Source organism: Nonomuraea terrae, from assembly GCF_044465245.1.
Lineage (GTDB): Bacteria > Actinomycetota > Actinomycetes > Streptosporangiales > Streptosporangiaceae > Nonomuraea > Nonomuraea terrae.
The window spans coordinates 524,779-549,802 of the sequence record NZ_JBITLL010000005.1 but is presented as its reverse complement, the minus strand read 5'-3'; the positions used below and the strand labels follow the sequence as shown (position 1 = coordinate 549,802).

At 72.2% G+C, this 25,024-nt stretch carries 22 protein-coding genes; 11 read left to right on the top strand and 11 right to left on the bottom strand.

Annotated features, from left to right (window positions below):
- Positions 1 to 122 precede the first annotated feature (122 nt).
- Positions 123 to 2,099 carry an ATP-dependent DNA helicase gene (locus tag ACIBP6_RS26305; protein ID WP_397056239.1) on the bottom strand — a complete coding sequence of 659 codons (1,977 nt, stop codon included), beginning with the start codon at positions 2,097 to 2,099 and terminating at the stop codon, positions 123 to 125.
- A 240-nt stretch (positions 2,100 to 2,339) separates the two neighbouring features.
- Between ACIBP6_RS26305 and ACIBP6_RS26300 the strand changes: the two genes are divergently transcribed.
- Together ACIBP6_RS26300 and ACIBP6_RS26295 are read left to right on the top strand one after the other, a co-directional pair.
- Positions 2,340 to 3,560 carry a hypothetical protein gene (locus ACIBP6_RS26300; protein ID WP_397056237.1) on the top strand — a complete coding sequence of 407 codons (1,221 nt, stop codon included), beginning with the start codon at positions 2,340 to 2,342 and terminating at the stop codon, positions 3,558 to 3,560.
- Positions 3,561 to 3,638: 78 nt separating this feature from the next.
- Complete coding sequence (locus ACIBP6_RS26295) at positions 3,639 to 5,258, top strand: Na+/H+ antiporter (RefSeq protein ID WP_397056235.1); 1,620 nt, start codon at positions 3,639 to 3,641, stop codon at positions 5,256 to 5,258.
- Here ACIBP6_RS26295 and ACIBP6_RS26290 read toward each other — a convergent pair.
- Both ACIBP6_RS26290 and ACIBP6_RS26285 read right to left on the bottom strand, forming a co-directional pair.
- Positions 5,255 to 5,512, bottom strand: a complete 258-nt coding sequence (locus tag ACIBP6_RS26290; protein WP_397056233.1) for a UBP-type zinc finger domain-containing protein — start codon at positions 5,510 to 5,512, stop codon at positions 5,255 to 5,257. The genes ACIBP6_RS26295 and ACIBP6_RS26290 overlap by 4 nt on opposite strands.
- 376 nt (positions 5,513 to 5,888) lie before the next feature.
- Complete coding sequence (locus ACIBP6_RS26285; RefSeq protein WP_111182740.1) at positions 5,889 to 6,365, bottom strand: nucleoside deaminase; 477 nt, start codon at positions 6,363 to 6,365, stop codon at positions 5,889 to 5,891.
- A 221-nt stretch (positions 6,366 to 6,586) separates the two neighbouring features.
- Between ACIBP6_RS26285 and ACIBP6_RS26280 the strand changes: the two genes are divergently transcribed.
- Positions 6,587 to 8,311, top strand: a complete 1,725-nt coding sequence (locus ACIBP6_RS26280; protein WP_397056231.1) for an ABC transporter ATP-binding protein — start codon at positions 6,587 to 6,589, stop codon at positions 8,309 to 8,311.
- Positions 8,308 to 10,158: an ABC transporter ATP-binding protein gene (locus ACIBP6_RS26275; protein WP_397056229.1), complete on the top strand. Its 1,851-nt coding sequence runs from the start codon at positions 8,308 to 8,310 to the stop codon at positions 10,156 to 10,158. The genes ACIBP6_RS26280 and ACIBP6_RS26275 overlap by 4 nt, the downstream gene beginning before the upstream one ends.
- Here ACIBP6_RS26275 and ACIBP6_RS26270 read toward each other — a convergent pair.
- The 4 genes from ACIBP6_RS26270 to ACIBP6_RS26255 all read right to left on the bottom strand — a co-directional run bounded on the left by ACIBP6_RS26270 (position 10,155) and on the right by ACIBP6_RS26255 (position 12,186).
- Positions 10,155 to 10,580 (bottom strand): hypothetical protein, encoded by a 426-nt coding sequence (locus ACIBP6_RS26270; protein ID WP_397056227.1) that lies wholly within the window; start codon positions 10,578 to 10,580, stop codon positions 10,155 to 10,157. The two genes, ACIBP6_RS26275 and ACIBP6_RS26270, sit on opposite strands and share 4 nt — an antisense overlap.
- Before the next feature lie 484 nt (positions 10,581 to 11,064).
- Positions 11,065 to 11,400, bottom strand: coding sequence for a DUF202 domain-containing protein (locus ACIBP6_RS26265; RefSeq protein WP_397056225.1), 336 nt, complete (start codon positions 11,398 to 11,400; stop codon positions 11,065 to 11,067).
- A gap of 7 nt (positions 11,401 to 11,407) precedes the next feature.
- Positions 11,408 to 11,740 carry a YidH family protein gene (locus ACIBP6_RS26260; protein WP_132614985.1) on the bottom strand — a complete coding sequence of 111 codons (333 nt, stop codon included), beginning with the start codon at positions 11,738 to 11,740 and terminating at the stop codon, positions 11,408 to 11,410.
- 50 nt (positions 11,741 to 11,790) lie between these two features.
- Entirely contained in the window at positions 11,791 to 12,186 is a 396-nt protein-coding gene (locus ACIBP6_RS26255; RefSeq protein WP_397056223.1) for a hypothetical protein, read from the bottom strand.
- Between the two features lie 129 nt (positions 12,187 to 12,315).
- Here ACIBP6_RS26255 and ACIBP6_RS26250 point away from each other — a divergent pair, with 129 nt between their 5' ends.
- The 5 genes from ACIBP6_RS26250 to ACIBP6_RS26230 all read left to right on the top strand — a co-directional run bounded on the left by ACIBP6_RS26250 (position 12,316) and on the right by ACIBP6_RS26230 (position 18,124).
- Positions 12,316 to 12,909 carry a helix-turn-helix domain-containing protein gene (locus tag ACIBP6_RS26250; protein WP_397056221.1) on the top strand — a complete coding sequence of 198 codons (594 nt, stop codon included), beginning with the start codon at positions 12,316 to 12,318 and terminating at the stop codon, positions 12,907 to 12,909.
- Positions 12,910 to 12,988: 79 nt separating this feature from the next.
- Complete coding sequence (locus ACIBP6_RS26245) at positions 12,989 to 14,185, top strand: MFS transporter (protein ID WP_397056219.1); 1,197 nt, start codon at positions 12,989 to 12,991, stop codon at positions 14,183 to 14,185.
- A 122-nt stretch (positions 14,186 to 14,307) separates the two neighbouring features.
- Positions 14,308 to 15,273, top strand: a complete 966-nt coding sequence (bla, locus tag ACIBP6_RS26240) for a class A beta-lactamase (protein ID WP_397056217.1) — start codon at positions 14,308 to 14,310, stop codon at positions 15,271 to 15,273.
- On the top strand, positions 15,273 to 17,459 hold the full coding sequence (locus tag ACIBP6_RS26235) for a transglycosylase domain-containing protein (protein WP_397056216.1): 2,187 nt from the start codon (positions 15,273 to 15,275) through the stop codon (positions 17,457 to 17,459). Before bla ends, ACIBP6_RS26235 begins: the two co-directional genes overlap by 1 nt.
- A 23-nt stretch (positions 17,460 to 17,482) precedes the next feature.
- Positions 17,483 to 18,124 (top strand): TetR/AcrR family transcriptional regulator C-terminal domain-containing protein, encoded by a 642-nt coding sequence (locus ACIBP6_RS26230; protein WP_132623276.1) that lies wholly within the window; start codon positions 17,483 to 17,485, stop codon positions 18,122 to 18,124.
- A 27-nt stretch (positions 18,125 to 18,151) separates the two neighbouring features.
- On the opposite strand, the gene ACIBP6_RS26225 is transcribed toward ACIBP6_RS26230, so the two are convergent.
- Positions 18,152 to 18,613 carry an aggregation-promoting factor C-terminal-like domain-containing protein gene (locus ACIBP6_RS26225; protein ID WP_397056214.1) on the bottom strand — a complete coding sequence of 154 codons (462 nt, stop codon included), beginning with the start codon at positions 18,611 to 18,613 and terminating at the stop codon, positions 18,152 to 18,154.
- 334 nt (positions 18,614 to 18,947) lie between these two features.
- Positions 18,948 to 19,346 (bottom strand): aggregation-promoting factor C-terminal-like domain-containing protein, encoded by a 399-nt coding sequence (locus tag ACIBP6_RS26220; protein WP_397056213.1) that lies wholly within the window; start codon positions 19,344 to 19,346, stop codon positions 18,948 to 18,950.
- Positions 19,347 to 19,533: 187 nt separating this feature from the next.
- Here ACIBP6_RS26220 and ACIBP6_RS26215 point away from each other — a divergent pair, with 187 nt between their 5' ends.
- On the top strand, positions 19,534 to 20,019 hold the full coding sequence (locus tag ACIBP6_RS26215) for a glutathione peroxidase (protein WP_397056212.1): 486 nt from the start codon (positions 19,534 to 19,536) through the stop codon (positions 20,017 to 20,019).
- A gap of 125 nt (positions 20,020 to 20,144) precedes the next feature.
- Here the strand turns inward: ACIBP6_RS26215 and ACIBP6_RS26210 are convergent, their stop codons facing one another.
- A complete protein-coding gene (locus ACIBP6_RS26210; protein WP_397056210.1) occupies positions 20,145 to 21,020 on the bottom strand; it encodes an alpha/beta fold hydrolase in 876 nt (291 codons plus the stop codon).
- Between the two features lie 3 nt (positions 21,021 to 21,023).
- A complete protein-coding gene (locus ACIBP6_RS26205; RefSeq protein ID WP_397056208.1) occupies positions 21,024 to 23,708 on the bottom strand; it encodes a helix-turn-helix transcriptional regulator in 2,685 nt (894 codons plus the stop codon).
- A 187-nt stretch (positions 23,709 to 23,895) separates the two neighbouring features.
- On the opposite strand from ACIBP6_RS26205, the gene ACIBP6_RS26200 reads away from it, so the two are divergent.
- The gene (locus tag ACIBP6_RS26200) at positions 23,896 to 25,023 is read left to right on the top strand and encodes a hypothetical protein (protein WP_397056206.1); all 1,128 of its coding nucleotides are present in this window, start codon (positions 23,896 to 23,898) and stop codon (positions 25,021 to 25,023) included.
- Position 25,024: the final 1 nt, after the last annotated feature.

The window sequence follows — 25,024 nt, the reverse complement described above, 5'->3', positions numbered from 1 at the left end:
CGCGCCGGGACGCGACTGATTCATTCTCCGACGTTCAGCCGGTCACCTGGAAGAGGCTCTGACCTGCCGCATCGCCGCAGATCCGCGGATTTCCGCTCGACGAAGAAAATCCGCTTCCTGCGTCAGGCGGATTCGGCCGAGAGGCGCTTGAGCGCGGCTCTCGGGACGGCCGGGTCGGTGGTGCGCCAGAACGGCGGCAACGAGCCCAGCAGGAAACCGCTGTAGCGGGCCGTGGCGAGGCGCGGGTCGAGGACGGCGATCACGCCCTTGTCGTCCTGCGACCGCAGCAGCCGCCCCACGCCCTGCGCCAGCAGCAGGGCGGCGTGGTTGGCCGCCACCGCCATGAACCCGTTGCCGCCCCGCGCCTGCACGTGACGCTGGCGGGCGGAGGTGAGCGGGTCGTCGGGCCGGGGGAACGGCACCCGGTCGATGATCACGAGCCGCAGCGACGGCCCCGGCACGTCGACCCCCTGCCACAACGACAGCGTCCCGAACAGGCACGTCGGCTCGTCCTCGGCGAACTGCTTGACCAGCAGCATCGTCGAGTCGTCGCCCTGGCACAGCAGCGGCACGTCGAGCCGGTCGCGCAGCGCCTCGGTGGCCGCCTTGGCCGCGCGCATCGAGGAGAACAGCCCGAGCGTGCGCCCGCCGGCCGCCTCGATCAGCTCGGCGATCTCGTCGAGGTACTGCTGGGGCAGGCCGTCGCGGCCCGGCTGGGGGAGGTGCTTGGCGACGTACAGGATGCCGGAGCGGGGGTGGTCGAACGGCGAGCCGACGTCGATGCCCTGCCAGCCCTTGCCGTCGCCGAGCCCCCACTGCGCGGCCAGCGCGTCGAAGGTGCCCCCGAGCGCCAGCGTGGCCGAGGTGAGCACGACCGTGCGCTCGCCGAACAGCTTGTCGCGCAGCATGCCGGCCACGCTCAGCGGCGCCACCCGCAGCGCGGGCGGGCGCCGGTCGGTGCCGGCGTCGAGCCAGACGACCTCCGCCCGGTCGGCCTCGGTGGCGTGACCGTACGCCTCCAGCATGCGCACCGCCGTGTCGTGCACGTCGTCGAGCGCCGTGAACGCCGCCTTGCGCTGCCCGGCCTTGTCGGGGTCGTCCTTGTCGGCGTTGCGCGGGCCCAGGGCGGTGATGCAGCGCCAGGCCGTGTCGCGGACGAGCTGCAGGGTCAGCCCGAGCACCTGCGGCAGCTCGTCGATGCGCCCGGGCGGCGCGGCCGACAGCAGCGCCTTGAGGTCTTCGCCGGCCTCCAGCAGCTGGTCGGCGATGGGCTGCTCGATCAGCCGGCCGACCCGGCGGACGGCGAGCGTCACCGACGCCTCCGACAGCTCCGAGGTGACCACGGAGGTGACCCGGTCGGCCAGCTCGTGGGCCTCGTCGACCACGACGACGTCGTGCTCGGGCAGCACCGGCAGGTCGCCCATGGCGTCGATGGCGAGCAGCGCGTGGTTGGTCACCACCACGTCGGCGTCGCCGGCGCGGGCCCTGGCCAGCTCGGCGAAGCACTCGGCGCCGCTCGGGCAGCGCGAGGCCCCGAGGCACTCCTGGGCGCTCACCGAGAACTGCCGCCAGGCCTGCTCGCTCACCCCGGGGACCAGCTCGTCGCGGTCGCCGGTCTCGGTCTCCTCGGCCCACTCCTGGATGCGCTGCACCATGCGGCCGGTCGCGCTCACCTCGCGCGGGTCGAACAGCTGGTCCTGCTCGTCGTCCTCGGGCCAGCCCGCCGTGGCCTTGTAGCGGCACAGGTAGTTGCGGCGGCCCTTGAGTATCGCGTACGTCGGCTCGTGCGGCAGCTCCTTGCCCAGCGCCTCGGCCAGGCGGGGCAGGTCGCGGTCGACGAGCTGGCGCTGCAGCGCGATGGTGGCCGTGGAGATCACGACCGGCTTCTCGCTCTCCATCGCGTGGCGGACCGACGGCACCAGGTAGGCCAGCGACTTGCCGGTGCCCGTGCCGGCCTGGACGGCGAGGTGCTCCTCGGCGTCGAGCGCCTTCTGCACGGCCTGCACCATGGTGATCTGGCCCTGCCGCTCGCTCCCTCCGAGAGCGTTGACCGCGATGCTGAGCAGTTCGTCGACTGACGGGAGATGGGAGTCCGGCACGGCAGTAAACGCTACCGGCAATCCGCCGTCGCCGCGCCGAACGGGCTGTGATCGGCCGGACGCATCCCGGCGTTCCCGGACCCGTACGCCGGGAGGCGTGGCACACTGGACGATCGGGACTCCAGGTGGTCCAGGGCGTGGGACCCGAGGGGGCTCCCGGTGTAGGTGGGAAGGCCGGTTCATTAGGGTTTTCCGAGGTTGAGTGGACGAATAAAGGCTGGTTAAAGCAATATGTCCTCCATGTCGGAAGTTGTCCCGTTGCCGTCGTTCGGCGAAGTCTTCTTCGATGCCCGAGGTCAGGAGCGGTGTCTCCGGGTCACCTGGCACGAGGGGACACTGGTCCTCAGTCTGTGGCGCGGCGAGATGTGCACAGCGAGCTTCCGCATGCCGATGGAGGACGTCGGCCGGTTGCTCGACACCCTTGACGAGGGCTTCGCCGAGGCCACGGGCGAGCAACCCGCGGTGCCGGCCCAGGACCCGGGCACGGAGATCATCCCCGGCACCGGCCAGTACCACCGGCCGCCCCAGCACGCCCAGCAACCGCCGCCTGCGCCCCAGCAGGAGGAGCGGCAGGCGGCCTCCCTGTCGCCCACCGACGTGCTCGTGGCGCGCGGCAACCCGCCGCAGGACAAGCTCGTGGCGTCCTACAGCGAGACCACGGCGCCCAGGGACACGACTCCGGCCTACGGCGACCACCGGCCCTTCACCGGTCCCCAGTACGTCGAGCCGAACCAGTACGTCGAGCCGAACCAGTACGTCGAGCCGAACCAGTACACCGAGCAGCCCGCGCCGCAGTACGAGCAGACCGGGCCGCAGCCGGCCTACACGGGCGACCCCTTCAGCGGGCCGCAACCGGCCTACACGGGCGACCCCTTCAGCGGCCCGCAGTACACCGGCGACCCGCTCAGCGGACCCCACTACGCGCAGCCCGACCCGTTCACCGGCCCTCAGTACAGCGAGAACGAGCCCGTCTACCAGATGCCCGGCGAGCAGCGGCGCTCTTCGCCGCTGAGCACCGACCCGCTCGGCTTCCCGTCGCAGGCGCCCGACCCGTACCAGTCGTCGCCGGCGCGCTCCGACGCCTACCCCGCCGACCCGTACCCGTCCGATCCGTACGGAAGCCGGCGTTCCGAGGCCTACGAGCAGCCGCAGCCCAGCGCGGCCGGCCTCGGCACCCCCATGCACGGCATCCCAGGAGCGGGCCGCCCCCGGCCGCCCATCCAGCAGCGTCAGCAGCCGGCGCAGCCCGCCCGCGACGACTACGCGCCCTACCAGACGCCGCCCAACCCCGTGGACCCGCTGCTCGCCCTCGGCCGGCAGGAGTACACGCCCCAGCCCGGCCGGCAGGCCGACCCCAGCATGTCGCGGCCGTACATCGGGGACCCCATGTTCTCCACGGGCGAGCGCCTGCGCCCCGAGCAGCAGGATCACCTCGACGGAGGCGACCGCAGGGAGTGGTGAGGGCACCCGCCGTCGCGGCGGGTACGCTCTGCGCGGGACGATCGGCCCGCCCGGCCTGACCTGGCCACGCCGTGGCGCGTGATCGGCCCTGACGGATCGTGCGGGGAGGGGCTGCCGGTGGACGCGACCATGGGCCTGCAGTTGCTGCTGGTGGCCGCCGGGGCGATCGGCGTGGCCGCCGTGGCCCGGCGCAAGGGCTGGCCGGCGCCGCTGCTGCTGGTGGCCGCGGGCCTGCTCGTCTCGCCGCTGGTGCCGCCGGTGCCGCTGGAGCCCGAGCTCATCCTGTACGTCTTCCTGCCGCCGCTGCTCTACTCCGCCGCGTTCGAGAGCTCCTACCTGCGCCTGCGCGACGTCAAGCGCACGGTCGGCCTGCTGTCGGTGGGGCTCGTGCTGTTCACCGCGGCCGCCGTCGGGACGGCCGTCCACCTGATGCTGCCCGACCTGCCGCTGGCGCTGGCGTTCGCGCTGGGCGCGATCGTCGCGCCGCCCGACGCGGTGGCCGCCGTCGCGGTCGGCCGCCGGCTGGGCCTGCCGCGCAGGGCGCTGACCGTCCTCATCGGCGAGAGCCTGTTCAACGACGCCACCGCGCTGACGCTCTACCGGGTGGCGATCGGGGCGGCCCTCGGCGGGGCCGTCAGCCTCTGGGAGGGCCTGGGGCAGTTCCTGCTCGCCGCGGTGGGCGGTGTGGTGATCGGGCTGGCGCTGGCTTTCGCGTTCGCCTGGTTGTTCCGCTACACGCGTGACTCGCTGGTCGAGAACACGCTGATGCTGCTGATCCCGTTCGCCGCCTACCTCGCCGCCGAGTCCGTGCACGCCTCCGGCGTCATCGCGGTCGTGATCATCGGCCTCTATCTCGGCAACCGCATGCACCTGCAGGGGTTCGGCACCCGCCTGGTGTCCACCGCGGTGTGGCGGGTCACCGACTTCCTGCTCGAAGCCGTCGTGTTCGCCCTGATCGGGCTGCAGTTCGTCACCGTGACCGAGGGCATCATCGGCTACGGCGCCTGGGAGGTCGCCGGCTACGCCGCCGCGGTGCTGATGGTGACGATCCTCAGCAGGTTCGTGTGGGTCTTCACGGTGACGTCCCTCGTCAGGTTGCTGAGTCGTGCGGAGTCCAGGCCGCCGCCGGGGCAGCGGGTGGTCCTCTCGTGGGCCGGCATGCGCGGCGTGGTGTCGCTGGCGGCGGCGTTCGCCATCCCGCCCGATGTGCCCGCGCGCGACCGGGCGCTGCTGCTGTTCCTGACGTTCACCACCGTGATCGGCACGCTGCTCATCCAGGGCACCACGTTCCCCGCGCTGATCAGGCGGCTTGGCGTGTCGAGCGAGCGGGAGCGGTACGAGGACCGGCTCGCCGAGGCGGCGGCCCAGCAGGCGGCGCTCGACGCCGGCGTGGCGGAGCTGGAGCGGCTCATCGCGCAGGAGGGGGAGCCCGACGAGATCCAGGCACAGGTGATCGACAACCTGAGGGACAAGTCGTGGCGGCGTTCGCTGAGCGCGTGGGAACGGCTGGGCGGCGGCACCTCACACGGCGGCGCCGAGACGCCGAGCGCCCTCTACCGGCGCCTGCGCCGGCAGATGCTGCAGGCCGAACGGCAGGTCTTCGTCCGGCTGCGCGACGAGCGCCGCCTCGACGACGAGGTGCTGCACGAGGTGATGGCGCAGCTCGACTTCGAGGAGGCGATCCTCGAACGCGACTAGGCCATCTGGTTGTCCACGAAGCACCAGCGCCATTCCTCGCCGGCCTCGAACGACTGGATCACCGGGTGGCCGGTGGAGTGGAAGTGCTGGGTCGCGTGCTTGTTCGGCGAGGAGTCGCAGCACCCGATGTGGCCGCAGTCGAGGCAGCGCCGCAGGTGGACCCACCGGCTGCCGGAGGCCAGGCACTCCGCGCAGCCCTCGGGCGTCTGCGCGGAGGGGTCGTCGGCGTGGGAAAGATGCTCACACATTGCCATACGGCAAATCCTAGGACCAGCGCTCCGGCCGGCTCACGGCCGGTTCCCGCCCGCGGGGCACGGGCGGCCGGAGCTCCCGGGGGCATGGCGTCGGCACCCGTGTTCCGGTTTCGTCACCGAGCTGTAGATCTGAGGCGGGTGTCCGGACACCGGTCCGGCGTTCAGAATGGGAGCAGGTAGCGGGCGGTACCGCCCGTCCCCCCAAGCCGAGGAGGGCCGATGCTTCCGGGGTGTGGCTCGTGTAACTGCTCAGATCCCCTGTCCACCGCCAAGCCGCCGTGGTGGCAGTCGTACCTGACGTCACAAGTGCGATGACGTGACGGCGGAGCCCCGTCCGGGACGCCGGACGGGGCTCCGCCGCCGCTACGCCCGCCGGTCAGCGCGTGTAGAAGCGGCGGTGCAGCTCGCGGATCTCCTCGGCCAGCTCCGGCACGGGGCCCTCCACGGTCACCCCGGGGGCCACCTCGTTGACCGGCAGGGTGCGCACGGGCGGCGCGGGCACGCCCAGCTCCGCCAGCCAGGCGCCGAGCTGCGCGGAGGAGGCGGCGTAGACGATCCGCCCCAGGCCCACCCAGGCGTGCGCTGCCGCGCACATCGGGCAGTGCTCGCCGGAGGTGTACACCGTGGCGGCCGCCCGCTCCTCGGGCGGCAGGTGCTCGGCCGACCACCGGGCGAGCGCGAACTCCGGATGCCGCGTACGGTCGCCGGCGGCCACCCGGTTGTGGTCCTCGGCCAGGATGAGGCCGTCGCCGGAGACCAGCACCGAGCCGAACGGCTCGTCGCCCAGCTCCAGCGCCCGCGCGGCGAGGTCGACGCAGCGGCGCAGGTACGGCAGCTCAGACGAGTCGATCATGAGTCCCTCAACGTCCCAGCCTCGGCATTTCTCATCATTACCCAACGAAAGTAACGGGCTTCCGAAAGTGTACGAAATCTCGCATTTCCCCATGTCATGTACGGGAAACCCACCTTGAGGTCACTGAAAATCGGTTGATTCGCCGTACTAATCTGGTGGGGATGCCTCCCGATACGCACATACCTCGCCGTCCCCTGCTCTCCTCCAACTCCCTGTGGCGGATGAAGTCGTATCTCCGCCCCTACGTCGTCAGATTGGTGCTCATCTGGCTGATGGCGATCGTCGGCATCGCCGCCGCCATCTCGCTGCCCCTCATCATCGAGAGGGTCGTCGACGGCCCCGTCGCCCAGGGCGACACCGGCGCGCTGCTCCCGCTCGGGCTGCTCGCCATCGGCGTCGGCGTGGTCGAGGCCATGCTGATCTTCCTGAGGCGGTGGCTCCAGGTCAAGCCGGTCCTCGGCCTGGAGACCGCCATCCGCAACGACCTGTACGCCCACCTGCAGCGCCTGCCCATGGCCTTCCACGGCGACTGGCAGTCAGGTCAGCTGTTGTCACGGGCCACCACCGACCTGTCGACCATCCGGCGCTTCCTGGGCTTCGGAATGCTCTTCCTGGTCATGAACATCCTGCAGGTCGTCACAGTCATCGTGCTGCTGCTGAACAAGTACTGGCCGCTCGGGCTGCTCGTGGCCGCCTCGGCCGTGCCGATCGTCTGGACCTCGCTGCGCTTCGAGAAGCGCTACATCAGGATCTCCCGCCAGGTCCAGGACGAGCAGGGCGACCTCGCCACGTTCGTCGAGGAGTCCGCGATCGGCATCCGCACGATCAAGGCCTTCGGCCGCCGGCACCACGTCTACGACCGCTACGACGACGCCGCGCTCAAGGTGTACGGCACCTCGATGGACAAGGTCAGGCTGTCGGCGCGGTTCTTCTCCTTCCTGGAGATCATCCCCAACATCACGCTGGCCATGGTGCTGCTGCTCGGCGCGCTGGCCGTCGGCACGGGCGGGCTGACGCTGGGCGCGCTGGTCGCCTTCACCACGCTGATGCTCCAGCTCGTGTGGCCCATCGCGAGCCTCGGCTACATCCTGGCCATGGGGCAGGAGGCGATGACCTCCGCCGACCGCGTCATGGAGGTCCTGGACACCGTCCCCTCGATCGAGGGCGGCACCGAGACCATCGACGAGCCGCGCGGCCACCTGCGCTTCGAAGGCGTCGGGTTCCGCTTCCCCGACTCCGACGAGCCGGTGCTGCACGACGTCCGGCTCGACGTCCGGCCCGGTGAGACGGTCGCCGTCGTGGGCGCCACCGGGGCGGGCAAGACCACCCTGACCGCGCTCGTGCCGCGCCTGATCGACCCCACCTCCGGCCGCATCACGATCGACGGCCACGACATCCGCGACCTCGACCTGAGCACGCTGCGCTCGGTGGTGGCCACCGCGTTCGAGGAGCCGACGCTGTTCTCCATGAGCGTGCGGGAGAACCTCATGCTCGGCCGGGCCGACGCCACCGAGGAGGAGCTGGCCGACGCGATCCAGACCGCGCAGGCCATGTTCGTCTACGACCTGCCGTGGGGACTCGACACCCGCATCGGCGAGCAGGGCCTGTCGCTGTCCGGCGGGCAGCGCCAGCGGCTCGCCCTGGCCAGGGCCGTGCTGAGCAAGCCGCGCATCCTGGTGCTCGACGACACCCTGTCGGCGCTCGACGTCGAGACCGAGGCCCTGGTGGAGGAGGCGCTGCGGCACGTGCTGCGCGAGGCGACCGGCATCGTGGTCGCCCACCGCGCCTCCACGGTGCTGCTGGCCGACAAGGTGGCGCTGCTGCGCGGCGGCACCATCACGCACGTCGGGAAGCACCACGAGCTGCTGGCGCGGGTGCCCGAATACCGCGAGCTGCTGGCGCAGGACGCCGACTTCGACGACGCGGCGGAAGGGGCTCTGCGATGACCGCGACCGCTCCCGAGACCCAGCAGTCCGCCGGATCGTGGCGCGGCGTCGCCGCCGAGGACCAGGACGAGCTGTCCGAGAAGGTCTCCGTCCTGCTGCGGGCCCGTTCGCGGCGGCTGCTCGGCGACTTACTGGCGCCGCACCGGAAGAAGATCGCGCTGCTCGTGGCGATCATCGTGGTCTCCAACGCGGCCGGGTTGTCGATCCCCTTCCTGGTGGCGATCGGCATCAACGAGGGCATCCCGCCGATCACGAACGGCGACGGCCCCCGTGTGCTGCTGACCGTGGTCGGGGTGATCGTGGGCGCGGCCGTCACTCAGGCGATCACCCGGCAGGCGTTCCTGCGCCTGGCGGGCACCATCGGCCAGAGCGTCCTGCTGGAGCTGCGCCGACGGGTGTTCGACCACTTCCAGCGGCTGTCGCTGAGCTTCCACGAGAACTACACCTCCGGCCGGGTGATCTCGCGGCTGACCTCCGACATCGAGTCGATCGCCGAGCTGCTGCAGTCGGGGTTCGACGCGCTGGTCAAGGCCGTGTTCACCATGGTCGGCACGGCCGTGTTGCTGCTCGTCCTGGACGTGCACCTCGGCCTGGTCGCGCTGGTGCCGATCCCGATCCTGCTGGTGTTCACCCGCTGGTTCCGGCAGCAGTCCACGATCGTCTACCGGCGCACGCGCGAGACGGTGGCGCTCGTCATCGTGCACTTCGTGGAGTCGATGACCGGCATCCGCGCGGTGCAGGCCTTCCGCAGGCAGCCGCGCAACCAGGAGATCTTCGAGCAGCTCAACGACGACTACCGTGCGGCGAACGCGCGCAGCATGCAGCTCGGCGCGACGTTCATGACCGGCATCAAGCTGATCGGCAACTTCACGATCGGCGCGGTGCTGCTCTACGGCGGCCACCTGGCGATCCAGGGCGAGGTCGAGGTCGGCACCCTGGCCGGCTTCCTGCTCTACCTGCGCCAGTTCTACGAGCCGATGCAGGAGGTCAGCCAGTTCTACAACACCCTGCAGTCGGCGGGCGCGGCGCTGGAGAAGCTCTCGGGCGTCCTGGAGGAGGAGCCCGGGGTGCCCGAGCCGAGCGAGCCCGCCGCGCTGCCGGGCGGCCGGGCCCGTGGTCAGGTGCGCTTCGACGACGTCAGGTTCGCCTACGTCGAGGAGATGCCGATCCTGCCGCGCCTCGACCTGACCATCCCGGCCGGGCAGAGCGTGGCGCTGGTCGGCGCGACGGGCGCGGGCAAGACGACGCTGGCCAAGCTGATCTCCCGCTTCTACGACCCGACCGGCGGCCGCGTGCTGCTCGACGGCGTCGACCTGCGCGATCTCGACGAGCCGACGCTGCGCCAGGCCGTGGTCATGGTGACGCAGGAGAACTTCCTGTTCAGCGGTACGGTCGCCGACAACATCCGGTTCGGCCGCCCTGACGCCACCGACCGCCAGGTGCGCGAGGCCGCCAAGGCCATCGGCGCGCACGAGTTCATCTCCTCGCTGCCCGACGGTTACGACACCGAGGTCGGCAAGCGCGGCGGCCGCATGTCGGCCGGGCAGCGCCAGCTCGTCGCGTTCGCCCGGGCGTTCCTCGCCGACCCGGCGGTGCTCATCCTCGACGAGGCCACCTCCAGCCTCGACGTGCCGAGCGAGCGGCTCGTGCAGCGCGCGCTGCGCACGATCCTCGCCGACCGGACCGCGCTCATCATCGCGCACCGGCTGTCGACCGTGGAGATCGCCGACCGGGTGCTGGTGATGGAGCGCGGCCGCATCGTCGAGGACGGGCCGCCCGCCCAGCTCATCGCGGCCTCCGGCCGGTTCGCCGGGCTGCACCGCGCGTGGCTGGAGAGCCTCAGCTAATGGCCCGCGTGCGCCGCCGCGATGATGTACAGCTCGTACCCGAGGAACAGGGCGAGCGGGACGCCGAACGCGATCAGCAACCGGCCGGGCAGTTTGCTCCGCCGGGCGGCGGGCGCACTGTCCGGCCAGGACACCGGCGCCGGTGCGAACACCGGCGCCGGCCCCGGCTCGGGCTCGGCGACGAGCTCGGGGTGGCGGGCCAGATACCCGCTGGGAAACCACGTCAGGTGGTGCGCACCGCAGCTCGGGCATGAGGTGCCCGCCCACGGCGGCTGCACCGGCACTCCCGCGCTGAGCCAGATCTCCGCGCGCTTGCCGTAGGCGTCACAGAGGCGTCTGACGACGAACTCCTCTTCCCAGACGTATAAGCAGCGCAGGCATTCGTAGGGCCACATCTCGCGGGTCTCGAACCCGTCCAGCACTCGGACCACCCCCCGGATCGCCGTTCGCGCCCTGAGTGTCCGTCCGGTCTCCTACGCCCTTCAAGACGGGCTTGTGACACTGTTAGTTATGGAATGCTCACCATGTGTCAAGTTATGGGTCAGTACGCTGGCCTTCGCACCGGCCGTCGCACTGGGCTGAGCGGCGGCGTCGGGTCGGGAGCGGGCGGCTCGGGCGGCGGGACCGCCTCCGGGTGGTGCGCCAGGTAGCCGTCCGGGAACGTGGTGGCCTGCTCGCAGCCGCACCTCGGCAGCCGGCGCCCGACGACGGCGGTGGCACCTGCACGCCGGCCGGTAGCCAGACCTCGCCCTCGTTGCCGTGGTGGTCATCGATGCGCCTGACGATGTAGTGCTCTTCCCACACGTGCCAGCACCGTCGGCACTCGAAGGGCACGGTCCGGTGGATCTCTAGTTATGAGGTCACCCCTTCGTCCGAGTCCTCCTTGCCGCGCTCTCGCGACGGGGGTCACCGAAGGGTGAGCACAAAGGTGAACGCGCCCGCGACCAGGCACAACGTGCCGAGCCAGGCGAACCGCGCGTCGAGGTCGTCGTCCAGCGGCCGGCCGGCGTGCAGGGCCTCCTGCACCCGGCGGAACCGCAGCCTGGTCCTGATCAGCAGCACGCCGCCGCAGAGCGCCGCCAGCGCGAAGCCGGCGGCGCCGATCTCCGGCAGGCCGTGCCTGAGGGACAGCCCGGCCGCGCCGAGCCCGGCGGTGGACAGGGCCACCGCGGTGCGCACCCAGGCCAGCCGGGTGCGCTCGCTCTGCAGGCCGCGATCCCAGACCTCGTCCTCGGCGTTCATGCCGCGCTCACGTGCGGGCGGACACGATGATGAGGACGAGTGCCGCCACCGCCACGAAGGCGACGCCGTAGCCGAAGACGGCGGCGAGCGCCGGGGGCGGGAGCGGCTCCTGTGCGCGCAGGGCGCGCTGGATGTTGCGCCAGCGGGGGTAGGCCATGCCCGCCGCCAGCGCCGACAGGCTCACCAGCACCACGGCCAGCGCGGTGCGGATCCACGGCACGAACACGTCGGCCGGCACCGCCGCCATGGCCACCCCGCCCGCGCTGAGCGCCAGCGCCGTGCTCAGCCAGGTGAGGAAGGTGCGTTCGTTGGCCAAGGTGAAACGCGGGTCGGGTTCCATGGGAAAACCGTAATTCGGCCCCATTTCCCCTAGAGATGTTGGGATTGCGGTCAGCCGCCGCCCCCGCAGGCCTGTGCGACCTTCTGCGCGTACGCGGTCGCCTCGGTGCCCACCTTCTGGGCCGCGTCGACGGTGTCGTTGACGTCGTTGACGGTGATGCCGGTCAGCGTCGTGGCGAGCTGGTCGGAGGCCTCCTTGAGCGTGGTGTTGGAGGCCGTGTCGGCCACCCCGTTGAGCTTGGACGCGGCGTCGTCGATGGCCTTGTCCATGGCCTGTGGGTCGTTGGTCAGGTTTGCTATGTCGGCGACCAGCTCCGTCATGATCTTCGGCGCTTCCAGGCATGCCTGGGCACGGTCGATGGTGTTGTTGACGTCGCTGCAACCGGCGGCGAGCACGCCGGCGGTCACGACGGCCAGAGGCACGAGCCGGTTCTTGAGGAGACGCATGTCATTGACCCTACCCAAGCACTCGGCCACGTGGCGTGACCGGAAGGTTTCGGACGGCATCCGTCTGTTCGCCGGTGTATCCCAAAGAGGTCCTTGACTTCTCTTTGCCTGGGCTTGATGATCCCCAGCATGTCTTTGGAATCCTTGGGGCCGCGACGGGTGCTCGACGACCCGGCGGCGATGCGGGCCTTCGCCCATCCCGTCCGGCTGGCGCTGCACGAGCTGCTGCTGCGCGGGGGGCCGGCCACGGCCGCCGAGGCCGCCCGCGAGGTCGGCATCAGCCAGGCGCTGGCCTCGTACCATCTGCGGCAGCTGGCCAGGTACGGCTTCGTGGAGCAGGCCGAGGCGCGCGACGAGCGCGAGCGGCCGTGGCAGGTGACCGAGGCCGTCCAGGAGTGGTCCGACGCCGAGCCGGGCTCCGAGACCTCGGCCGCCCGGGGGCTGCTGGAGCGGGTCATGGCCGAGCGGGCGCTGTCGCGGCTGGTCGAATGGCAGCGCCGCCGCCAGGACGAGACCGGCGAGTGGCGGAACGCCGGCGGCATCGGCAACAGCTACGTCTACGCGACGCCTGAGGAGATCGCGGCGCTCGGCGAGGCGCTCAAGGGGCTGCTGGAGCCGCTGATGGCGCGGGTGTTCGACCCGTCGGACCGGCCCGAGGGGGCCCGGCCCGTGCTGCTGACGCGGCTGGTGGTCCCGCTCCCACCGACCGGCCGCCCGGAATGAGCGCTGGGATGAGGGCCGGGATGGGCGCCCGTAGGGGCACTGGGATGAGGGCCGGGATGGGCGCCCGTATGAGCGCCGGATGAGGCGGCTGCTCGCGGGAAACCCGGACTACCGGCGGCTGCTCGCGGCGGGGCTGATCTCGCAGACGGGCGACTGGGCGATCAGCACCGGCCTGGCCTTCCACGTCTACCAGCTCACCGGCTCGGCGCTGTCCACCGCGACGATGCTGCTGGTCTCGCGGCTGCCGGACGTCGTGCTCGGCCCGGCCGCCGGGGCGCTGGCCGACCGCTGGGACCGCCGCCGCCTGCTCGTCGCCGCGGACCTGCTGCTCGCGGTCGCGCTGCTGCCCCTTCTCGCGGTACGCGAACCCGGCCAGGTGTGGATCGTCTACACCGTCGCGCTGGTGACCGGCGTGCTCGGCACGGTGCTCGTACCGGCGCAGAAGGCGTTGCTGCCGCAACTCGTCACCGGGGCGCAGCTCGTCCGGGCCAACGCCCTGCACGGCCAGAGCGGCCAGGTCGCCCGGCTGCTGGGGGCGATGGCCGGCGGGGTCGCGGTCGAGGCGGGCGGCCTGGCCGCCGTCGTCTGGATCGACGTGGCCAGTTTCCTGCTGTCGGCGCTGCTGCTGTGGCGGGTGCGCCCGCCGGTCGCGGAGCCGGCGCCCGCCCGGGAACGGGGCCCGGCGGGCGGGGCGTGGGGGTGGGGGCTGCGGGACGCGGCTGTGCGGCCGCTCCTGGCGTACATGGTGATCACGGGGCTGGGGGAGGGGATCTTCGCGACGCTGGCGGCGCCGTTCGTGGCCGGCGTGCTCGGCGGGGCCGGGGACGCGTACGGGCTGTTCCTGTCGGTGCAGGCGGTCGGCGGGATCGCCGGCGGCCTCGCGGTCGCCGCCTGGCCGGGCGCCACCTCCCCGCGTGCGCTGCTGGGCTGGGGGACGGTGGTCTTCGGCCTGGCGGACCTGGCCCTGTTCGTCTACCCCCTCGCGTGGCCGGCGCTGTGGCCCGCGCTCGTGCTGATCGTCGTGGCCGGGGTCCCGGCCGCCGCCGCGATGGCGGGACTGACCACGCTCGCGCAGCGCAGTGTCCCGGACGGCCGCCGGGGCGCGCTCTTCGGCCTCCTCGGCGGCGCCCAGGCCGCCACCTCGCTGCTCGGCATGGCGCTCGCGGGCGTGCTCGGCGACCGCATCGGCATCGTGGCGACGCTGTGCCTGCACGCCGGCGGCCTGTTCACCGCAGGCGTGATGATCTTGGCGAGAATCCGCAAAGACCCCGTCTGACCTGGTGTCATGCGCAAACGGATATGGATCTGTTTGTGATATCGCTATTAGACATCGACTGATCGCATCTGCTTTGCTCCTGACCTCTGACGGATCACGGCAGACGACAGTAAGGATTCGACATGCGAGACCTCCGCGCCCGCCGCCGCACGGCCGCGCTGGAAGCGGCCGTTCTGACGATCTCCCTTCTCACGGGCTCCCTCCTCGCGGGCGGGGCCGTCACGGCGGGCCCGGCCGCCGCGGCCCCCGCCGCCGTGCGGGACGTGCAGGCGCTGTCCGGTGCGGCCCAGGCCAAGAAGGAACTGCGCGACCTGGAGCGGTCGCTCGGGGTCCGGATCGGCGCGTACGCCATCGACACCGCCACCGGCCGGACGATCGGCCACCGGTCGGGGGAGCGGTTCGCGCTGGCCTCCACGTTCAAGGCGATGGCCGCCGCGGCCGTGCTGCACAAGGCCCGCACCAGCGAGCCCGGCCTCATGGACAAGGTCGTCACGTGGACGGCCGCCGAGCTCAAGCCGAACTCCCCGATCACCGAGAAGCACGTCAAGGACGGGCTGACGGTCGCGCAGCTGTGCCACGCGGCGATCACCCGCAGCGACAACACGGCCGCCAACATGCTGCTCAAGCAGCTGGGCGGTCCCGCCGGCCTGACGCGCTACTTCCGCACGCTGAAGGACCCGATCTCCCGCCTCGACCGCTGGGAGACCGAGCTGAACGACTGGAGCCCCAAGGAGAAGCGCGACACCACCACGCCCGCGGCCATCGCCCGCGACCTGCGCCTGGTCACCGCCGGCGACGCGCTGCCGGCCAAGGACCGCGAGCGGCTCAACGGCTGGCTCGTCGCCAACACCACCGGCGACGCCCGCATCCGCGCCGGGCTGCCCGCCTCGTGGATCGTCGGCGACAAGACCGGAACGGGCGGCACGTACGGCACCGCCAACGACATCGCCGTCGCCTGGCCGAAGAAGGGCGCCGCGCCCGTCATCATGGCGGTCTACACCAACGGCCGCACGGCCGGCGCCGCCGCCCAGGACAAGGCCCTCGCCGACACCGCCTCCATCCTCGCCCGCGGGCTCGGCAGGCTCTGATGACGCCACGGGGGACGCAGATCCTACGGCTCGCCGCCTCGGGGGCGGCGGCGGGCGTCCTGCTCGCGGCCATCGCGCTGCCCACCGTGGGCGGCGCGGGGGCCGGGTTCATGGCCGCCGCGAACGAGGTGAACCTCAAGCCCGCCGACCTGCGCGAGCCGCCGCCGGCCGAGGTCACCATCGTGCGGGACGCGCACGGCGGCGTGATCGCCCGCTTCTACGAGGAGTACCGCGAGGTCGTCGGCCTGGACGAGATCGCTCCGGTCATGCGCACCGCGATCGTGGCCATCGAGGACTTCCGCTTCTACGAGCACGGCGCCATCGACCTCGAGGGCACGCTGCGCGCGCTGGCCACGAACCTGCAGTCGGGCCGGGTGAGCCAGGGCGGCTCCAGCATCACGCAGCAGTACGTCAAGCAGGTGCTGCTCAACTCGGCCGAGACGCAGCAGGAGCGGGACGCCGCCCTGGCGCCGACGTACGCGCGCAAGCTCAACGAGTTGCGGTACGCCATGGGGATCGAGAAGAAGTACACCAAGGACCAGATTCTCGAGAAATATCTGAACATCGCGTACTTCGGGGCGAGTGCGTACGGTGTGGAGGCGGCCGCCCGGCGCTTCTTCGGTATCTCGGCGGCCGAGCTGACCCTGCCGCAGGCCGCGACCCTGGCCGGCGCCGTGCAGGACCCGAACGCCACCGACCCCAACCTCGGCACGCAGCAGCGGGAGCGGCTGCTGAAACGGCGCAACGTCGTCCTCGACCGGATGGCCGAGTTGGGCGAGATCACGAAGGAGCAGGCGGCGACGGCGAAGGCCGCCAAGCTGGGCTACAAAGGCACCAAGCTCCCCGGAGGCTGCGAAGCCAGCAAATATCCGTACTTTTGCCTGTATGTCCGGCATGAGATCCTGGGCAACCCCGCCTTCGGCGCCACGGCCGAGGCCCGGCTGGCCAGGCTCAACCGCGGCGGCCTGACCATCGAGACCACCCTCGACCCGGCCATGCAGTCCGCCGCCGACCGGGCGATCAAGCGCTACGTCCGCGCCTCCGACCGGCCGGTCGCCTCCGAGGCCCTGGTCGAGCCCGGCACGGGAGCGATCAAGGCGATGGCCGCGAGCCGCCGTTTCGGGGCGGACGCCGACGAGAACGAGATCTCCTACAACGTCGTCGCCGACGCCGCGCACGGCGGCGGGGCCGGGTTCCAGGCCGGGTCCACCTTCAAGACGTTCACCCTGATCACGGCGCTGAAGGAGGGCCTGCGGCTGGACGACGGCCTGGAGGCAGGGGCCGGCTACCGGGCGCCCGCGTACTCGACGTTCCGCACCTGCGCGGGCTCGAACATCGGCGACCCCAGCCACACCGTCACCAACGACGAGGGCTCGCCCGGCTGGAAGTCGCTGCGCACCGGCACCTGGGCCTCCGTGAACACGTTCTTCATGGAGTTGGAGGAGCGGGTCGGGCTCTGCGACACCGTCAAGACCGCCAAGGCCCTCGGCGTGCGGCGCGCCGACGGGAAGAAGCTGCGCGAGTTCGAGACGTTCACCCTCGGCATCAACGAGATGGACCCGGTGACGCTGGCCGGGGCGTACGCGGCCATCGCGGCGCGCGGCGAGTACTGCGCCCCGATGGCGATCACGCGGATCACCGACCGCGACGGCCGCACCACCCGCTACCGCCCCAAGTGCCGGCAGGCGCTGGAGCCGCCCATCGCGGACGCCGCCGCCGACGTGCTGTCCGGGGTCTTCACCCAGGGGACGATGAGCGGGTACGGCGGCATCGGCCGCGACGCCGCGGGCAAGACCGGCACGACCGACGACTACGCGGCGGCCTGGTTCGCCGGCTTCACGCCCGACCTGGCGAGCGCGGTGAGCCTCGGCGACCCGCGCGGCTCCCAGCGGTACAAGCTGACGGGCGTGACGATCGGCGGCCGCTACTACGGCGCCGTCCAGGGCGCCACGATCCCGGGGCCGATCTGGCGGGACACGATGATCGCGGCGCTGCGGACGGTGCCGCCGTCGGAGTTCGTCCCGATCGACTCGTCCCGGTTCGGCGGCTGCCGATCGTCCTGCCGTCCTGAGCCGGAGAAGAAACCCGAGGAGGAGAAGGAGGACGGTGAGCCCGAGGCCGGGACGTCGGCCTCACCGGCGCCCTCTCCCTCGGCGACCGCGACCTCCGCGAACCCGCAGAGGTGAGCGGCGCGTACCTAGAATGAGCTATGCCCAGCGAGCCCCTCACCCGAGGCCGCATCGTCACCGCGGCCGTCGGGCTCATCGAGCGGGAGGGCGCCGACGCCGTCTCCATGCGGCGCATCGCCGCCGAGCTGGGCGTGGGCGTGATGTCGCTCTACAACCACGTGCCCAACAAGGACGCCCTGCTCGGGGCGGTGGCCGAGACGGTGCTGAACCGGATCGAGTTCACCGACGACCCGGGCGCGCACTGGAGCGACCGGGTGCGCGTGCAGGCGCGGGCGTTCCGCCAGATCGCCCACGACTATCCGCGCTGCACGATGCTCGTGGTCAGCCGCCAGCTCCACTCCGCCGCCGGTCTGCTGCCGGTCGAGCGGGCGCTGGCCACGCTGCGCGGCGCCGGGTTCGAGGGCGCCGACGCGGTGCGGATGCTGCGGATGTTCATCGCGTACGTGGTGGGGTCGCTGCTGAGGGAGGTCGGCCTGACGCCCGCGTTCGCGCAGGCCAGGCCGCTCACCGCGGAGGGGGTCGATCCGGAGCTGTTCCCCGAGGTCAGCGCGCTGGCGGGGCTGCTGTCGGCGTGTGACCACGAGGCCGAGTTCGAGTTCGGGCTGGAGTTGCTGATCAAGGCGATGGAGGCGCATGCGGGGCGTCGGGAGGGCACCCGGTGAGCTGTTCCGGATGCCCTCCGGAGCCCGCTAGTACCAGTTGTGCGATCTGAAGTGGCCCCAGGCGCCGCACGGTTTGCCGTACCTGCCCTTGATGTAGGCCAGGCCCCACCGGATCTGTGTATCAGGGTTCGACCTCCAGTCGCGGCCGGAGATGCGCATCTTGCCCGCAGGGAGCGCCTGCGGGATGCCGTACGCTCCCGACGAGCGGTTGTGCGCCCGGTGGTTCCAGCCGCTCTCCCGGGTCCACAAGTTGTCCAGGCAACGGAACTCCCGGTAGTTCCAGGAGCGGCGGACGACGTGGTCCAGGGCGATTCTCTTGTTCCTGTCGGCGGGTCTGACCCCGGCGAACTTGGGCTGCGCCGACGTCGTCCAGACCCGGGTCTTGACCGGTGACTCGCCCGGCTCGGCCCTGGCCGGAGCCGTGGCGCCCAGGGTGGCGCATGCGGTGACGGTGATGATAGTGCTGCTCAGCGCACGTTTGCTGTCCAAATCGATCCTTGCTGTCGGGTCGCGTGCGGACGGGCGCCGCCAAGCGGCGCCTGTGCCGGTCCGCGTCCGTGGCTCGGACGCGGAGGGTCCGCGCGGCCCTCCGGGATCCTGTTCCGCCCGATCGTGCTGGGCGGCCCGGAGGGCACCACGACGTGTCCTCTAGCACGATTCCTAATACGCGCGGTCACGGAGCGTCACATCTCGTGACACGCGAAGGACAGGTGTTTGTGTGATCGTTGCGGGTGAAAGGCCCTCTCGCAGGGCCGGGTTTGCCCGGTCCGCCGCCTGATTGGGCGGGCCGTGGCGGAAAAAGCGGGCAAGTCTGGGGTTTGGCTCAGTACCAACGGTGGGATTGGAAGTGGCCCCAGGCGCGACACGGCGTGCCGTACCGCTGCTTGATGTAACGAAGGCCCCATTTGATCTGGGTGCGGGGGTTGGTCCGCCAGTCGCGTCCCGAGGAGGCCATCTTGTGCCCGGGAAGCGCCTGGGGGATGCCGTAGGCGCCCGACGAGCCGTTGGCGGCGCGGTGGTTCCAGCCGCTCTCGCGGTGCCAGAGCTTCACCAGGCACCTGTACTGGGCCGTGCTCCATCCTCGCTCGGACACCATGGGCTTGGCGAGGGACTTGTTCCTGACACTGCTCTGGGAGCTCTGCGCCTGTGCGGCCGGGGCGCCGCCCGCCGCCACGAGGGTGGCGGTGAGGACCAGGACGCCGGTACGGCGGAGCATGGGCATGCGGGTTCCCTTTCGAAGGGGTTCAGGGGACCGCGCCACATTGCCCGATAGGTAACCTTTACTGCGAATTGACCATGAAAAGGTGGATCGTCAGTAAAGATCCCGATATATGCTTTTCCAGTGCCTTCATGGTGAAATTGAGGGCTATGTCACAATCGTGGGTTTACTGGTTCTGTAGTGTCGGAGGATGAGTCTCAACGACATCCCGCTCCGCACGCTCGCGGACGCTTCCACGACCCTCGGGGAGCTGACGGCCGGCCAGGCCGCTCTGATCGTCAACGTGGCGTCCCGATGTGGCCTGACCCCGCAGTACGCCGGCCTCGTCGAGCTCCAGCGCGCGTACGGACCACGCGGCTTCACGGTGATCGGCATGCCGTGCAACCAGTTCGCCGGCCAGGAGCCCGGCACTGCGGAGGAGATCCAGGAGTTCTGCGCCGCGACGTACGGCGTGGACTTCCCGCTCCTGGCCAAGGCCGACGTGAACGGCCCCGGCCGCCACCCCCTGTACGAGCGGCTCGCCCAGACCCCGGACGAGAGCGGTGAGGCGGGGGACGTGCAGTGGAACTTCGAGAAGTTCCTGGTGGACCGGGACGGCCGCGTCGTGGCCCGTTTCCGCCCCGGCACCACCCCGGACGACCCGGCCGTCACCGCGGCGATCGAGAAACTCCTCTGACCGTCCGCCGCGGGCTCGGATCCTCGACGCGAAGACGCGCCCGCCCGCCCTGGCAGGGGCGGGCGGGAGGGCGGGGCCGGCCGGCTGCCCCGGAAGGCCGCCGACGTCGCACTGACGGTGGTCCGTCACTCCGTCGTGTGGGTGAGGATGGCCGTGGCCAGGGCCTCGTGGACCTCGGGCGGCAGGGTGTGGCCCATGCCGTCGATCATCAGGAGCCGCGCTCCGGGGATCTGCTCGGCGATGAGCGCGCCGTGGCCCGGCTTGGCGGGCTCGTGGGTGCCCTCGATCACCAGGGTGGGCGCCTTGACCTGGTGTAGCACGCCCACCGGCTCGAAATCAGGCCGGGCCGCCGCGGCCCGGCGGTGGTTGGCCGCGGCGTCGAGGTCGCGGGCCCGGTCATGGATGCGTTCCTGCAGGCGGCGGGCGGCGTCCTCGTCGAACGGCAGCCCGGTGCCGTGCAGCACCCGCTGCTCGGCGATCATGAGGTCGATGCGCTCGCGCCGGCCGGCGGGGGGCGGCGAGGTGATGAGCCGCCGGAAGAAGTCCACGAACTCGGGGGTGGGCTCCGGCAGGCTGCCCTCCGGCTGTGGCTCCCCCATCAACGCCCGCATGATCACCGCGCCCTCACCGCCGCCGAGCGGCGAGGAGCCGATGACGGTGAGCGTGCGCACCCGCTCGGGCCGCTCCACCGCGAGCAGCTGCCCGAGCAGCCCGCCTGCCGAATGACACACCAGGTGCGCGCTGTCCAGGCCGTGCGCGTCCAGCACGCGCAGCACGTCGTCCTTGATGTCGTCCCAGGTGTACGGGTCCCGGTCGAAGTCGACGGTGTCCGACTTGCCGGTGTCGCGGTGGTCGTACCGGATCACCCGCCGGCCGCCCGCCGCGAGCCTGCCGGCGAACTCGTCCGGCCACAGGACCCCCTGCGACATCGACCCCATGACCAGCAGGATCGGCGTGTCCGTGACGGCGCCGAACTCTTCGCTCCACACGTTGATTTGCATGACTCACAGCTTGCCGACACCGGCCGCCGGTGCCTTCCGTAGAACTACCAGCCGCGCCAGTTCCGTACGGGTACCGATGCCGAGCTTCGGATAGATCTTGTACAGGTGGTACTCGACCGTGCGCGGGCTGAGGAAGAGCCGGGCGGCGATCTCCTTGCTGGACAGGCCGTCGGCGACCAGGCCGGCGATGCGCAGCTCCTGCGGGGTCAGCGCGTCCAGCGCGGACCCGGCCGGGGCCTCGGCGCTCTCGCCGGCGGCGCGCAGCTCGGCGTGCGCGCGCCGCGCCCACGGCTCCGCCCCCGCCTGCCGGAACGTCTCCAGCGCCGCCCGCAGATGCGGGCGCGCCTCGGCGGGCCGGTGCGCGCGGCGCAGCCGCTCGCCCAGCAGCAGCCCGGTCCTGGCCGCCTCGTACGGGTTGGCGTGCAGCCGCAGCGCCTCCGCGAACCCCTCCTGCGAACCCTCCTCCGACGCGGACACGAGGGCGCGGCAGCGGGCGAGCAGGGCGCGCGACTCCGCCGTCGCGGCGTGCGCCGACCACCGTTCGTACGCCTCCAGCGCCGCCCGCGCGCTGTCCGTGTCGCCCGCGCCGACGGCGGCCTCGATCCGGTCGGGGGTCGTGCGCCACACCGTCGTCGGATGTCCGGCTCCCGGGCCCGCGGCCACGAGCGCGGTGAACCGGTCGTGCGCCGCGGCGTACCGCCCCAGCCCCAGGTCGAGCATCCCCAGCGCGTACGCCGCCACGCTCACGCGCAGCCCCACCCGGTGGGGGAGGGCGATGGCCAGCGCCTCCTGGGCGTGCCGCCGGCACGTCTCCTCCTCACCCCGCAGCGCCGCGCACACGGCGAGGTTGGCCAGGTGGGCGGCCACCGTGTTGGCGTACCCGGCCTCGCGGGCCAGCTCCAGCCCCTCCTCCGAGATCGCCTGGCTTTCCGCCGGCCGCCCCGCGATGCGCTCGGCCGTGGCGACGAACTCCAGCACCACCGGCAGCTGCCCGGTCATGCCCGACACCCTGGCCACCCGCCCGGCCCGCGCGGCCAGCTCGGCCGACAGGTCGGCCTCGCCCAGGTAGCTGGCCGCGGCCGTCGCCCACAGGAACTCCGCCGCCTCCCGCAGCTCCCCGGTGCGCGCGAGCGCCCGCCTCAGCAGGCCGTGCCCGCCGCTGTGCCCGTCACTGTGCCCGCCGCTGTGCCCGCCGAGCATCGCGCCGATCCCGGCGACCACGTCACGCAGGAACCCCTCCGGGTACGCCTCCGCGCGCCGCCCGAGCTCGATCATGGCCGCCGTGTCGCCCACGTACGAGGCCGCCTCCGAGGCGTCGGCCAGCATGCCGAGGCTGCCGCCCGCCGACAGGATGCGCACGGCCTCGGCGGCGCTGCCGGAGTTCAGCTCCAACCGGCCGCGCAACTGGGCGATCTCCGTGCCGAGGGCGGCGTCGTCCCCGGCGTGCTCGCGGGCCTCGGCCAGCAGCGACTCGGCCTGCCCGGGCAACCCGCCGAGCCAGGCGGCGACGGCGGCGTCCGTCAGCCGCGCGGCGCGGGTGAGCGGTTCGGGGGTGAGCTCGGCGGCCCTGGTCAGGGCGGTGGCGGCGTCGCCGTACCCGCCGCGGTCGCGGGCCCGGGCGGCGGCCCGCGCGAGCGCGCCGGCGACGGCCTCGTCGGGGCCGAGCGCCGCCGCCGCCAGATGCCGCGCGCGACGGTCGCCCTCGGCCACCGCGGCCAGCGCCGCGTGGGCGTCGCGGCGTACGGCGGGCGGGGCCGACTCGTACACCGCCGACCGGACGAGAGGGTGGCGGAAGCGCACGGACGTGCCCGTGACGCGGGCCAGCCCGGCGGCCTCCAGCTCGTCCAGCGCCTCCCGGCCCGCGCCCAGGCGGCCGCCGGCGCGCAGCACCAGGCCGAGATCGCCGTCCAGCGCCGCGAGCAGCGCCACCTGCCGGGCCGGTCCCGGCAGCGCGGCCACCTGCTCGCCGAAGAGCCGGCTGCCGCCCGGCAACGGGTCCGGCAGCGGCTCGCGCCCGTCGAGCTGGGCGGGGCTCAGCCGCCGTACGGTCTCGCGCAGGGCCAGGGGGTTGCCCGCGGTCAGCGCCACCAGCCGCTGCTTCACCCCGGCCGCGATCGTCGCGCCGGCGTCCAGCAGTTCGGCCGCCGCCGCCTCCGGCAGGCCGCCGACCTCCAGCGACGGCACGCCCTTGACGGGCAGGTCCCCGCGTACGGTCAGCAGCATCGCGATCCGTTCCGTGCCCAGCCGCCGGGCGGCGAACAGCAGCGCGTCGGCCGAGGCGCGGTCCACCCACTGGAAGTCGTCCACCACGCAGACCAGCCCGCCGGGCGCGGCGGCCTCGGCCAGCAGCGACAGCACCCCGGCCGCCAGCAGGAACCGATCTCCGGAGCCGGCCAGCCCCAGCGCGCCGCGCACCGCCTCGCGCTGCGGCTCCGGCAGCGCGTCCAGCAGCCCGGCCACCGGCCGCAGCACCTGGTGGAGCGCGGCGAAGGCCAGATCCGACTCGGCCTCGACCCCGGTGGCGCCGAGCACTTTCATCGGCCCGCCCCGGGACGCCGCCAGATCCAGCAGCGCCGTCTTCCCCACGCCCGCCTCGCCCCGCAACACCAGCGCGCCGCCCGCGCCGTCCCGCGCCCGGGAGATCAGCTCGTCGATGGCGGCGATCTCCGTCTCTCTGCCGTACAGCACAGAAGGAAACTCTAGGGGGGACGAGCCGGACAAAAGTCCACCGACGTGACGGTAAACCGCTTTGCTCGCGGAGGGTAAGCCGCATCCACCAGAGTCAAATCGCCGCGCGGAGTAGCCGAGAAAGTGCGCGGCGTAGCCGATTCGGGGGTATCGGTGCTGGCGCCGGTCTCCGAAGCCAGGGAGTGCGATGTCGATCAACCCGTACGCAGGATCGCCCTTCAGCTACGTCGCCGAGCCCGCCGTGGCGCCGTACTCGATCGTCGAGCTGATGCCAGGCGTGCGCAACCTGTGCGAGTACGTCCGGCTGGTCCCCGGCGAGCGGGTGCTGCTCATGATGGAGCACACCGTCGACCCGGTCGTCGTGCAGGCCATCGCGGCGGCGGCGGCTCTGCGTGACGCCGACGTGCGCATCCTGTCCGTGCCGCCGTTCAGCCCGGGCGGGTGGGACCGCGAGGCGTCGTACGCGATCGAGACGGCCGCCTTCCACGAGGCCGACGTCGTGATCAGCGGCACCTGGTGGGGCGAGGTGCACACCGCGCCGCTGTTCTTCGACCAGATCAAGTCGCGCTCGTCCCGCTTCCTGTCGCTGCACATGACCGCCACCGCCGGCGCGCTGCTGACCGGCGGCCGGCTGCCCGCCGAGGTCTTCTACGCGCTGCTGGAGCGGACCCTGCGGCAGCTGTCGGCGGCGCGGGAGATCCGGGTGACGTCCGCGCGCGGCACGGACGTGACGTTCTCGGGGTTCACCTTCGACCCCGACCCCGGCGCCATGCGCCCCGGCGACTGGCGGCCCTTCCCGTACGGGGGCGCGAACTTCTGGCCGTCCGACACCGAGGGCGTGCTCGTCGTGGAGGACTCCACGGTGACCGGCGTGCCGGAGGAGCCCCTGCGCATCACGCTCGAAGGCAACCTGGTCCGCAAGATCGAGGGCGGAGCCGCCGCCGCCCAGCTGCGCAGGTACGCGCCGGGCGGCTTCTACATGCGGCACGGCCTGATCGGGCTGAACCCGAAGGTCCGCCTCGCGGGCGGCACCCAGTTCGAGCGCGAGAAGCACGCCGGAGCGTTCTACTGCGGCCTCGACGGCCTGACCGACGGCGAGCCGGTCACGACGGGGCCCGGCTTCGCGCACTGCGACTGCCAGGTGGACCGGCCGACCGTGATCGCCGACGGCGAGGTGTTCATCGAGCACGGCCGCCTGCTCCTCCTGGACGAGCCGGAGATCCGCGAGGTCGCGGCCGGTTTCGGCCCGCCCGAGGTGATCCTCGACGACAACCCGGTCATGATCCTGCCCCGCCGCTACACCGGCGCCCGCTGAG